Origin of the sequence: Exiguobacterium sp. JMULE1, assembly GCF_013337175.1 — a bacterium.
Taxonomy (GTDB): domain Bacteria; phylum Bacillota; class Bacilli; order Exiguobacteriales; family Exiguobacteriaceae; genus Exiguobacterium_A; species Exiguobacterium_A indicum.
Genome location: NZ_SGWC01000002.1, coordinates 1,324,188 through 1,336,294, shown reverse-complemented (window position 1 = coordinate 1,336,294; position 12,107 = coordinate 1,324,188). Strand labels below are relative to the sequence as shown.

At 45.7% G+C, this 12,107-nt stretch carries 14 protein-coding genes; 7 read left to right on the top strand and 7 right to left on the bottom strand.

All coding sequences use genetic code 11. The features are described from left to right. Window positions 1–37: 37 nt before the first annotated feature. A complete protein-coding gene (locus EXW93_RS07115; RefSeq protein ID WP_058713511.1) occupies window positions 38–922 on the bottom strand; it encodes an ABC transporter ATP-binding protein in 885 nt (294 codons plus the stop codon). A gap of 232 nt (window positions 923–1,154) precedes the next feature. Here EXW93_RS07115 and EXW93_RS07110 point away from each other — a divergent pair, with 232 nt between their 5' ends. Both EXW93_RS07110 and EXW93_RS07105 read left to right on the top strand, forming a co-directional pair. After that, a complete protein-coding gene (locus EXW93_RS07110; RefSeq protein WP_058713512.1) occupies window positions 1,155–1,748 on the top strand; it encodes a TetR/AcrR family transcriptional regulator in 594 nt (197 codons plus the stop codon). A 149-nt stretch (window positions 1,749–1,897) separates the two neighbouring features. Further along, window positions 1,898–2,335, top strand: coding sequence for a hypothetical protein (locus EXW93_RS07105; RefSeq protein ID WP_058713513.1), 438 nt, complete (start codon window positions 1,898–1,900; stop codon window positions 2,333–2,335). Between the two features lie 43 nt (window positions 2,336–2,378). On the opposite strand, the gene EXW93_RS07100 is transcribed toward EXW93_RS07105, so the two are convergent. From EXW93_RS07100 to EXW93_RS07075, 6 genes are all read right to left on the bottom strand, one after another. Continuing rightward, window positions 2,379–2,846: a hypothetical protein gene (locus EXW93_RS07100; RefSeq protein WP_058713514.1), complete on the bottom strand. Its 468-nt coding sequence runs from the start codon at window positions 2,844–2,846 to the stop codon at window positions 2,379–2,381. A gap of 124 nt (window positions 2,847–2,970) precedes the next feature. Further along, window positions 2,971–3,417: a MarR family winged helix-turn-helix transcriptional regulator gene (locus EXW93_RS07095; protein ID WP_035397643.1), complete on the bottom strand. Its 447-nt coding sequence runs from the start codon at window positions 3,415–3,417 to the stop codon at window positions 2,971–2,973. A 13-nt stretch (window positions 3,418–3,430) separates the two neighbouring features. Then, the gene (locus EXW93_RS07090) at window positions 3,431–4,636 is read right to left on the bottom strand and encodes an MFS transporter (protein ID WP_174316244.1); all 1,206 of its coding nucleotides are present in this window, start codon (window positions 4,634–4,636) and stop codon (window positions 3,431–3,433) included. Between the two features lie 179 nt (window positions 4,637–4,815). Then, on the bottom strand, window positions 4,816–5,637 hold the full coding sequence (locus EXW93_RS07085) for an SDR family oxidoreductase (protein WP_174316243.1): 822 nt from the start codon (window positions 5,635–5,637) through the stop codon (window positions 4,816–4,818). Window positions 5,638–5,662: 25 nt separating this feature from the next. Then, window positions 5,663–7,075 (bottom strand): aldehyde dehydrogenase family protein, encoded by a 1,413-nt coding sequence (locus EXW93_RS07080; protein WP_254606190.1) that lies wholly within the window; start codon window positions 7,073–7,075, stop codon window positions 5,663–5,665. Window positions 7,076–7,172: 97 nt separating this feature from the next. Further along, entirely contained in the window at window positions 7,173–7,535 is a 363-nt protein-coding gene (locus EXW93_RS07075) for an ArsR/SmtB family transcription factor (protein WP_023468128.1), read from the bottom strand. A gap of 434 nt (window positions 7,536–7,969) precedes the next feature. Between EXW93_RS07075 and EXW93_RS07070 the strand changes: the two genes are divergently transcribed. The 5 genes from EXW93_RS07070 to EXW93_RS07050 all read left to right on the top strand — a co-directional run bounded on the left by EXW93_RS07070 (window position 7,970) and on the right by EXW93_RS07050 (window position 11,882). Then, entirely contained in the window at window positions 7,970–9,196 is a 1,227-nt protein-coding gene (locus EXW93_RS07070) for an MFS transporter (protein ID WP_174316242.1), read from the top strand. A gap of 15 nt (window positions 9,197–9,211) precedes the next feature. After that, a complete protein-coding gene (locus EXW93_RS07065) occupies window positions 9,212–9,721 on the top strand; it encodes a GNAT family N-acetyltransferase (protein ID WP_174316241.1) in 510 nt (169 codons plus the stop codon). Window positions 9,722–9,947: 226 nt separating this feature from the next. After that, window positions 9,948–10,841, top strand: coding sequence for a DMT family transporter (locus EXW93_RS07060; protein WP_174316240.1), 894 nt, complete (start codon window positions 9,948–9,950; stop codon window positions 10,839–10,841). Window positions 10,842–10,869: 28 nt separating this feature from the next. Further along, window positions 10,870–11,340: a DUF7878 domain-containing protein gene (locus EXW93_RS07055; protein ID WP_058713519.1), complete on the top strand. Its 471-nt coding sequence runs from the start codon at window positions 10,870–10,872 to the stop codon at window positions 11,338–11,340. 20 nt (window positions 11,341–11,360) lie between these two features. Next, window positions 11,361–11,882, top strand: a complete 522-nt coding sequence (locus tag EXW93_RS07050) for a hypothetical protein (RefSeq protein WP_058713520.1) — start codon at window positions 11,361–11,363, stop codon at window positions 11,880–11,882. Window positions 11,883–12,107: the final 225 nt, after the last annotated feature.

The following is a 12,107-nucleotide window of genomic DNA, read 5'->3' as shown; positions in this document are numbered from 1 at the left end:
CCTCTTTATCATCTGCAGCACGTAGTATATACCGTCGTTATTTTTCGTAATGGCGCATGAACAGATCCTCTAGTGATGGAGGCACTGCTTCTAAATGAACTACTTCCAGTTTTATCGCCTCTGTCAGAACCGCATTCATGCGAGAAGAATCCATTGAAAATACTGCCTGATTTATACTGCGCTGCGTGAAGTCATGAACACCGTCCAAGTTTTTAATCAATGAAAGATCCTGTTTCGTCTCTAAAGTGATGACCGATCGTGTCAAATGTCTCAGTTCTTGTAACGTTCCCGTCTCAACGATTTCGCCTTTTCGAATGATGACGACACGATCCGCTAGTCGTTCGACTTCGCTGAGAATGTGCGATGACAATAAAATCGATTTTCCAGCTTGTTTGATTTTTTCTACCTCTTCTTGAAAAACAGATTCCATCAATGGATCAAGACCGGATGTTGGTTCATCGAATATGTAGAGATCGGAATCGACTGCTAACGCGGCAATCAGACCGACTTTTTGCCGATTTCCTTTCGAATAACTTTTCGCCTTCTTTTTTGGATCAAGTTCAAAGCGATCGATTAGAGCATCACGCTTCGCTTGGTCTCCACCACCGTGTAACTTCATGAATAGATCAATGATTTCTCCACCCGTCAGCTTCCCCCATAATGCGACGTCCCCTGGCACATATGAGATTCTTTTATGGATCTCAACACTATCGCGCCAGACATCCTTCCCGAAGATTTCCGCCTTTCCCGCATCTCGTTTGATGATCCCGAGCAACGTCCGAATTGTCGTTGATTTCCCTGCACCGTTCGGACCGATAAAGCCAATCACTTCACCTCGTTGAACCGAGAACGTGACGTCGGATAAAGCTTGAAATTTCGAGAATTTCTTTTTAACTCCTTTTAGTTCAATAATCGGATTCATGTTTCTTCCTTCCTCTCTTCATCTCTAAATTCAGACTTAAAACAAACTAAATCAATAATTGTGGTTTCAAACTAATGCAATCAGCTTAAATAAAATACTATTCAATCTATTTAAGTTCATTTTATATTTTTTTTTTGCATGTAAAGATAATAATGTACTAAAGATAATTTGATAGTCCATTTCTAATCCATTACACTAGAAGGAGAAGTATTTTTTTTAAGAGGTGAGACAAATGAATGGTTTTGAAAAACGAACAGAAGAAAAGAAAAAACAGATTCTCGATACAGCGTTTCGCTTGATGAATCAACAAGATGGTCATAAGACAATGACAGTCAATGAACTTGCCAAACAGGCAAATGTCGCTAAAACGACGATTTTCAAATACTTCGGTAATAAAGAGGCATTGGTCCAAGAAGTCTATAAACGGTTCATTACGGAGATGAGTACATCCGTAGAGGTCATCTTATCTAAAAATGAGTCTTTCGAAAAAACGCTTCTTGAGATCAGCTTCAATAAATTACGATTTCTGAAGAATCTCGATGAATCGTTTTATCTTGAGATGATGCGACAAATCACAACGAAACAGGATGATGGTTTGTCAGTACTAGTGGAGAAATTCGCAAGTGATAGTCACGCGATGATGCTTGATTTATTTCACCGTGGTCGTAAGGAACAGAAGATCGACTTGAAGTATTCCGATGAGTTTTTGCTACTCTATTTCCAAACACTTGCGGAAGGTCTGTCACATCCCCAGATTTACGAGCAACTCTTACCTTACATGTCGAATTTCTCAGAAGTAATCATCAAAGGAATCTCACCTCGATAAATACGGTTTGACTTGAGAGTGAATAGAACCTGACTAGGAAGCGACATCGCCTACAGTTTTTAAAAAAATGAATGACCTCAATTGAAAAGGCAGCAATGTTCCCTTTCTATATTTTGGTAAAATAAAGAAAATCCATTGGGGGGTGCCTCATGAAACGTGGTTTAACATTAGCCGTCCTACTGATCCTCGTCGTTTGCGTCATCGTTTTCGAACCGTTCCGTGGTGCGCCACCGAATCCCGAAGTCGAGGCAAACGGAAAGGATGTTCCGACCGTCCAAGGGTCTTACTGCTGGGATAGCTTACTTCGCAGTCGATGCGGTGATAAAATTTACCGCGATGGACTCGATATGGCAAATGGACAAAAAGCAGTTAATGTTTCTGCCGGCGCATCCGTTCGCGTCAAATTATCAGGCAATCCAGAAGAAGTTAAGCTAACACAATGGGACGAACAGAAAAAGAAATCTCCTGTTGTATTGAAAGATGACCAATTCAACGTCCCGACAGAACCTGGTCTCTATGCGTACGAACTAAACTCGCGCTGGAAACAAGGAGACGGACAATTCGGATTCTTACTGAAAGTGCAGTGAAACAATAACCCCCTTGACGTACGATGACGTCAAGGGGGTTATTTCATCCTGCTTGGTGATAAAGTTGCAAAATGCCAAAGACAGTCAAGATTATATACCCTGTCCCGATGAACAGAAAGACCGGGCGAATCAATTGATCCTTCGGTTGGCGCGTAATGCCTTCGAAGAAACAACCGGTGATGAAACCAAGAATCAAGATTCCAAGATACATCAATATGAACGTCAGGATGCGACCTCCAAGACCAGTCTGCAACAAGACTGGCGAGAGCCAGATCAGTATCCCAATAAAACTAGTAAGCCCAAGAATTCCGATCACGATCCCGTATAGCGGTCGTACTGTATTCAAACGCTTGAAAAAACGTTGTCGCTCAACGAGCATCATCGCCGACAGACATGTCAGTAAGAACACTACCAAAAAGTAGAGCGTTTGTGAGATTGGCTCAGTCATCGAGAAGAGTGGCGTGCTGAGTACGACAAGTAGTGGCAATACGCTAAGTATAAAGAATTTCACTGTCATTCTCCTTTCAGTGAATCAATATAAAAGGTGTTTCTGAATCACTTATGACTTAGCGTATCATACAAATCATTCCAGGATTTTCCCATTTGATTCGTTCTGATTATGAAAATCCGTTTACTTACGATCGATGGAGTTCCTGAAATCGATCAATCATGCGCACAAGGGAACGATTGATGATGTCCAGTTCCATTTCGTCAAGAATCGTCGTCATCTCCTCCGCCAATTGCTCTTCAATCTCATCCATCTTTCGCAAGTAGGCTACCCCATTCGTATCGAGTTGGATGAAACTTTCCCTTAAGTTTGCTGGATTCTTTCGACGCTTGATGAATGTACGTTCTTCCAAAATCTTGAGTACTTGACTGACCGCACTCTTCGAGATTCCCATCGTTCGTGCGATTTCCGTCGACGTCCAGGAGTCTTTTCGTTTGAACAATAGCAGTAGCTGTTCCTGTTGTTGACTCAAAGCAAACGGATTCAACGCTGCGAAAAACTTCGCCAGCTGAAGATCTAGTTCATCGATACGCCGATACATCGTCAAGATGTCCTGTTTTTTTGATCCTTCCATTGTTTTCCTCCTGTCATGAAATGTTCCGAAAATCTCGACTTCTGCGATAGAGTAACAGACCACAGACGACACCAATCACTGCGAACGCAATCAGTAGGAACTGGATAGGAATTTCGATCGCGACTAGCAGCGATAAGACCGCGAACGCAATCGGTTCTAGACCGGAAGCGGCAAGCGCCATGATGCTCATGACGCGTCCGATCTTATCCGGATCACTCCGCTCCTGTAAAATCGTCACGGTCGGCAGATAAACGAGCATCAACAAAAATCCACTCATCGCCGCCGTGAAGGCAAGTAACGGAATCGATGCCACCTGGGTGTACAGCAAGAAAGCACCTAACGTCAAAAACAGCGTACGAAAGACGAACCGACCGCGATGAATCGACCTTAGAAACAACACGACGACACTGGCAACAAATGTCCCGACAGCAAGACCACCTTCGATGAGACTGAGATCCGCTGCTGACCCTTTCGCTGCGCCGACGAGAATCGGGATGCTCATGATCAACGGTCCCATGACGAATAGATTGACGATGGCAATCGACAACGTACCGGCACGTAAGACGGGCGTCTCTTTGACATATCGAATCCCTTCACGCAAGTCGCGTAAGACCTGACGTATCGAGAGGACGGAGGTATCAGGAATAGGATCGCGAATTAGCCGCGGCAGGACCAGTACGGCTGCAATAAAGATTAAGATCATCGCTGTCCCGAAGCTCAGTCCAAATCCCCCTTGCGTCAGCAGAAGTCCTGCGAGAAACGGACCGATGACGAACATCAATTCGAGTGATCCTTGAAATAAGGAATTCGCCCGCTGTAATTGCGACGCAGGGACGAGAGACGGCAACAAGGACGATAAAGCAGGATAAGACATGCCATCCAAAATGCCAAACACGACAGAAATCAACAAGAGTGTCCCTACCGAGTACGCATCGGCATAATGTAAGAGCACGACACCAAGCATCAAGAACGCCTGTCCGAGATTCGTCCAAAAAAGAAGACGGCTCTTCTGGAATCGATCGGCGAACACGCCACCAAACACCATCATGATGACCCGGGGCAACGACACGGCTGTTAATATCAGACCAAGCAAAGCAGGCTGTCGCAAGACATCAATCGTCAACCACGACACACTCAAGAAGAAGATCGCAAAACCGAGCGTTAATGTCATACCGGACAACCACATGAAGACAAAGCGTTGATTCCTCAGCACTGCCATGAATCAGACTCCCTTTCCTTATAGTTAAGTTAACTAAACTATATGAAGCGACCGATCGCTTGTCAACGGATCAATCGGTTAACGAGGCTGATTCAAAAGTTAGTCCCTATAAAAATAAGGATGGCAGAATGATGATCTACCATCCTTACCTCATTCTTTTTTGCGTCAGTCTCGACTAATCATGCTTTTTCGATGACACGACGGACGATTCGGAAAAAGACCGCGTGCGGCAAGAATCGTTTCAATCGAATTAAGTTCGCTGCATTCTTGCCGACAGGATATCGCATCTTTTTCGAGTCATCCATCACGGCACGGTGAATCGCACCCGCGACGACTTCCGGTCCTTCGGCTTCTTCTCCTGCTGCGTTCGAATTTTTGAGTGCCGTTTTCATATAGGTGGAGTAATCCGCGATGTCCGTTTGCACGAGATCTTGCGACCGTCCGTAGAAGTCGGTCTTGATCGGTCCTGGTTCGATCAGTTTGACGGCGATCCCGAGCGGAGCAAGCTCATAATGCAACGATTCCATGAATCCCTCAACAGCCCATTTCGAGCTGTGGTACAGGCTATAGATTGGAAACGTGACTTGTCCCCCGACGGATGTCACGGTCACGATCTTCCCCTTTCGCTGTTTTCGAAAGAGTGGCAATGCCTGACGCGTCACGTTCATGACGCCGAAGACGTTCGTATCGAACTGACGCTTGATTTGCTCCGGTGTCGCCTCCTCGAAGATCCCGACCGCACCGTACCCTGCATTGTTCAACAGGATATCGATCGTACCGAAATCGTTTGTGATGGCTTCAAAGGCTAGACGAATGCTCCTCTCGTCCGTGACATCCAGTGCATACAAGCGAACGCCCGGTAACGAGGCGAGGTCGCTTGACGTCTCCGGCTTTCGCATCGTTGCTGCGACATGCCATCCTTCCTGACTGAACCGTTCGACGGTTGCCCGTCCGATTCCGCTAGATGCTCCTGTGATGACAATCGTTTTCTTTTGTTTCATTGTGGATTCTCCTTTGTTGTTGGACTTAGCGTGCAAAATAACGTTTTGCGATAGTCATTTTTTTCGACGTATACGGTGCGTAGCGTAATGATGGATCTAGTTTCGTCGACGTTTTGACGATGCTCTTCGCATGCGAGAACGTCTCAAAGGTGTGTCTGCCGTGATACGCCCCCATCCCGCTACCACCGACTCCACCAAACGGCAGTTCAGCGTTCATCAGATGCACCATGCCATTGTTGATACATCCTCCTCCGAACTCGACGTGCTCCAAGAAGTAGGATTCCATCTCCGATGATTCCGTATAGAGATATAAGGCGAGTGGATAACGATTGCGACGAATGATCGAGACAGCTTGTTCCGGTGAGCTGAACGATACGATCGGAAGTAACGGACCGAAGATTTCTTCTTTCATGATGTCGTCCTCAAGCGATACAGCGTCAAGCAATGTTGGCTCCACGTAGCGATCCGCTAAATCGATTCGTCCTCCGTGAACGATCGTGCCTTGTTGCATCAGACGTTGCAGAGCGTGTACGCGGCGCTCATTGATGATGCGTCCATAACTTTCACTCATTTGTGGATCCGCTCCGAAAGCACGTCTGATTTCTGCTTTTAGCAACTGGATCAACGCATCCTTGACCGTCTCTTCAACGAGCAGATAATCCGGACAGACACACGTTTGACCAGCATTGAAAAATTTCGACCAGACGATCCGTTTCGCTGTTATCTGCAGATTGGCACTCTTATCGACGATGACGGGACTCTTCCCGCCAAGCTCAAGTGTCGCCGGTACCAGTTTGGCAGCCGTCTTCATGGCGATATGTCGTCCGACACCCGGGCTTCCCGTAAAGAAGACATGGTCGAAGCGGAATCGATCGAGTAACTGGTCACCAACGACTGCCCCATCACCGAGAACGACACTGATATAGTCTGGATCGAACGTCGTTTCGATGAGCTCTGCAATCAAACCCGACGTATGCGGTGTCAAATCCGACGGTTTCAAGACGATGCAGTTCCCGGCTGCGATTGCGCCGATGACGGGTGCAAGCAACAATTGGAACGGGTAATTCCATGGTCCGATGATCAAGACGACGCCGAGCGGATCGTGCCGAATGAAGCTCTTTGACGGCTGCAGGACGAGTGGTGTTGCGACTCGCTTCGGCTCCATCCAGCGCGCCAATTGTTTTTTCGCTTCACGTAGCTCTTGATAGAGCACGCCGATTTCTGACGTGTAAGCTTCAAATGTCGGTTTTCCTAAATCTTTTGCTAATGCTACGAGAATCCGTTCTTCGTTTGATCGGACTAACTGTTCCAGCCGTTCGAGCTGACGTAACCGAAAATCGATCGTCTTCGTTTTCCCTGCATCAAAGAACGCACGTTTCCCACTATAGACTTCTTCGGTTACGGCTTGATCTTGTAAAATCATGGTTGGATGTTGCATCATTCATCGCTCACTTTCATTATGTTCTTTCGTTTAAACATTTAAACGTTTAGTGTAAAATCAAACTCTCTTCTCATGTGTGAGAAAAGAGCCTCGTTCAGCGTAGGATACAATCTTCTTCAATGGCTGCCGTCAATGTTTTTAAGACGTTGACCGCTTCTTGTAAAGTCAGATAATAGTAGTTCTCCGTACCGACTTTCTCAGAAGCGACGATTCCTGCTGCCCGCAATACTTTCAGGTGATGCGAAATCGCTGGTCGAGATAACGAAATTTTTTCATCCAATTGACTGACGTTCAAACGATCGTACCGTGCCAATTCAATGATGATCGCTTGACGATTGACATCCGATAAGACTTGAAAGATCGGAATCGCATCTTGAAAATACCCTACCGCTGCGTCTAGAGCTTGTACATCCTGTTCATTTTTTCTCATAGCGCCTCCGTTTAAACGTTTAAACATTTAAATTCATGCTCCTAATTTACAATCCTTTCTTTCCGTTGTCAACTGATTCATTTCAATTTCCTATTTACAGGTTCAGGAAACTCATGATAGGATGGTAAAAATTACATGATTCAAACGCGTCGAAGAGAACAGTACGTCATCTCGGCTTTTCCTAGAGAGCTCCGATTGGTGGAAAGGAGCATCAGCCATTGACCGAACCAAGCCTCTGAGCAGCACGGTGGAACCGAATCGGGGATATCGTGACGGGTGCTCCCGTTATCGAGCTCAGGTATTTGCCGTTTGAAAACGGTCGTACCGATGAAGGCGATACCGGTGACGGTCTCGCGAACAGGGGTGGCACCACGACACGTACAGTCTCGTCCCCAAGACCAACGTCTTGGAGGTGGGATTTTTTTATTGGCTTAAAACACAATAAAAAAGGAGTGTGTCATATGTCAAATTGGAAATACCCTGGGTTGCTATTACTTGGTGTCGGTGTCTCGAACGTCGGCGCTTGGGTCTACTTCATCGCCTTGAATTTAATAGTCCTCGAACGAACGGGATCTGCGTTCGCCGTCTCCGTTCTCTATATTCTATTGCCAATCTCCGCACTGTTGACGAGCCTCTGGTCTGGTAGTGTCGTTGATCGGATAAATCAGCGCCGCTTGCTCGTCATGCTTGACGTCGCGCGTGCCGCGCTCGTCTTTTCACTGACACTGATCGATTCGTTGTATGTCCTCTATGCGCTTGTCTTTATCCTGAACATCGGCAACACGCTGTTTGAGACATCGTCGTTGATCTACATGACGAAGCTCGTCACGGAGAACAGCCGCCAACGGTTCAATGCGTTGAAAAATTTCATTCAGTCGGCAGGTTTTATTCTCGGACCGTCGATTGCTGGATTCTTATTTTTGATTGGTTCTCCGGAGACGGCAATCGTCCTGAATGCAGGAGCGCTGTTGTGTTCTGCTGCCTTACTATTCGTCTTGCCCGACGTCCGCCAGGTGATGACTCCAGCGACACCCTTCTCACTCCAATTGATTCTTGCGGACTGGAAAGAGACGCTTCAGTTTGCACGGACGCGACGCTATATCACGCTCGTTTACGCCTTCTATGCGCTGATGATCGTCCTGATGAGCGGACTCGATTCGCTCGAAGCCTCGTTTGCGACGATCGTCCTGCAGCTGGATGAGAGCACGTATGGATTTCTCGTCAGCATCGCCGGAATCGGCATCATCTGTGGTTCTGCCGTCAATGCGATCTTCACGCATCGCTTGTCGCTCCGCTTCTTGATTCAATTCGGAGCACTGATGACACCGATCGGTTATGTGATCTTTGCCACAGCGACGTCATTCCTGACGGCAGCGATCGGCTTTTTCTTGCTGACGTTCGCCCTTGCGTTTGCGAACACCGGCTTCATGACGTTCGCTCAAACGCACATTCCGGTCGAAACGATGGGACGATTCCTCAGTAGCATCCACGTCGTGCAGTCAGCTGGTGTCATTCTCTTGACGGCGTTGATCGGTTTCTATGCCGAGACCTCGATTCGATTAACATATACCATTGCTGCAGTCAGCTTTCTGCTCATCGGTGGATGGATCGTTTGGATCGTCCAGGATCGAACGAAACGGCATTATTTTACGATGGAAACAGACGAAACGATCAAGCTTTCGTCGTGAGAAAGGAAGGTATTCATGAACCTGACCGCAGAACGAATTTTCCTCCGTCCGCTTGACGTGACCGATGCACACGTCTTATTCGAACAAACCCAGGATGAGACACTACGTTACCTGACTGGTACGACGGCGACATTTTCGCTCGAACAGATTGAACAGCATATTCTTTCGATTCAAGCTGATCCAACACGCTTTGATTTCGCCCTCTGTTTGAACTCCGGTGAAATAATCGGTGAGTGTTCCATTTTAGACATTGAGGCAGACTTGAAACAAGCGGGGTTTCGTATTTCGATGCGTGCCCTCCCCTGGACCAGTCAAGGTTACGGGACAGAGGCGATCTCCTGCATCTTCCAATTTTGTTTCGAGGAACTTCGACTTCATCAACTTGAACTTGAAGTGTTTTCACATAATGAGCGAGCCATCGCTGCGTATAAAAAAGTTGGCTTTCACATCGTAGAAACGATTCCTGATGCTGTATCCTATCAAGGGATTTCGTTTGATGAGATTGTTATGCGGAAATGGAATTGACTCTTAGCTTTAAAATCAATCGTCGAAGCTGACGATAAGTGATTATTTTCTAACTTATTGTATTTTTCGATTTAGTGTTTCCCATCACTGACTGCCTGCAGACGATCAGTGATTTTTTTGTGCCAGAATAAGATTTTCACGGAATCTTCTTTCTAGACGTTCATATTTGTTAAGATGATAGACAGGAAAAGATTTGGAAATAAAAATACATAAACGAGGATCAACTATGACATATTTCATGTATCTATTTTGTTTAATCGTCTGGGGACTGAATTTCATTGCTGTCAAAATCCAAGGAACTCCCGTCGCCTTGGAAGTATCCCTGACCTATCGATTAGCGATGACAGCCCTTCTCTTCATCGCCTTCGCGTTATTCGTTAAACGAACGAACAAACCTACCGTAACGGACCTGCCTTTCATCGTCGTATTCGGTGTCTGTAACTTCGCTCTGAGTTACTTATGTCTCTATTACGCGACGATGTTAAGTTCTGCTGCCATCGTGACGTTGATTTTCTCACTAAAGGTCATTCTGACACCAATCGCTCTGCGTCTGTTTTTAAAAGAGACGCTCCATGCGCGCGTCTGGATCGGCGGATGTTTTGGCATCATCGGTGTCGGTGTTCTGCTCGTTCCGAGTCTAAGCAGCATCCATGGACTGACCAATCTGAAAGGTGTCTTGATTGCTCTAGTCGGCACGCTATTAACGGCAGTGGGTGACGCCAGTTCAGCGCGTAACGCTAAGCAGCGGATCCATCCGGTTCATGCCAATGCGATCGGATTCACTGTCGCGAGTCTACTGATGGGCGCAATCGTCTGGTTACAGGGAACACCGCTTACGCTCCCGACAAGCGTGACGTATCTTTCTGCCTTAATGTATTTAACTGTGATCGCATCGTTTCTTGCGTGGCTGTTTTATTTGAAACTCGTCGAACGGATCGGTGGTGCGAAGAGCGGTTATATGGTCGCGCTATTCCCATTGATTGGCGGTATGGCATCAGTATTGATCGGTGAATCGACGCTATCCCTTCCTCTAGTCATCGGTTGTTTGTTTAGTTGCATCGGGGCTACGATTGCTCTAGGGATCCGTCCGTCTCGGCAACGAAATAAAGTATTCAGCTAATTTCAATTTTTAAACCGGAGTGATAAATATGTCTCGAATCACATGTACATATGATTTTTTAAATTCACCGAACGCTATTTCAAATGCTTCAGCAAGAGACATCCCCACCATTCTGTCGATTGAAGCGAATGTCAAAATCATCATTGATCATGCACTATATCTTGAAACATCATTAGCCATCTTCGAGTTTTATAAATCGTTGTATCGGTGGAAAAGATTGGTGACACCTTCATGTACTCCTGCCTTTTATTATTATTCGGTGGAGTTTGACCATGATGAAGAAGGGGCAATCGTATCGATGGTTCCTTCTGCTGATCAAGGAAACATTCAATCGATTTGGGGCGATGAACGGATGAACACTGTTTTTTTTCCGCTCGACACCTTAGTGACGTGCTTGTCTGATTTAGAAAGGCAACTGCGATTCGATCTTGAAGCGTACTTCGACATTCAGCTGGATGCCTTCATCCGTCACATTCCCTATTCGTCACCAAATCGCTAATAGAATGAGGAGACTTCTATATGCTTGATTTATCTCAGTTCCAGATCGAGCTTGATATCAGGAAGCCAACACCCTATTTTCAGTCAATACCAGAACGCCGTATCCGCTTTTTAATGGAAGACCTAACTGCCTCGCAGTTGAAAGAAATTCTTCAGATGATTTTTCAAGAAGACAGATCCATCCATCTTTTATTCGTCGCTGCGTACATTCATCGTCATCGGCGTTATTCAGCAAAAGCACGAGTAGGCTCGTCGATTACGATTCGAAACTGGAAAGAGTATATCGTGGAAGATAAAGGAGATTATACGGGTGTCGTCTATGAACATGTGAAACATATAAAGCTAGATGAAGTCATCTCCTACTGCTTAAACGTTTATCGAGGGCACACGGCAGCTTACATCGTCTTCTTTGACTCGGATTTCCTTTTGTATGTGTCGACTGATGTAGTGGATGTCATCGGAACAGACGTGAATGCGATTAGGTCACTCAAGGAAACATACGCGCAAATTTACGATAGCCTTCACGACAAGTACGTCGAGTAATATTCATAATAAACCTAGATATGTAAACATAAGTATTAATAATTAATTTTTTTGAATATTAAGGTTCATATATTGAATAAATGGAATACTTAATTATGTTTTTAGCAGGAACTATCATCTATCCGGTATTTGAAGGATAATTAGGGTATTATATAACTAATACAAGTATTTTATTTACCACTTTCCAACATCAGTGATGCCTCGTTCATCTAAGAGAGGAAAGGA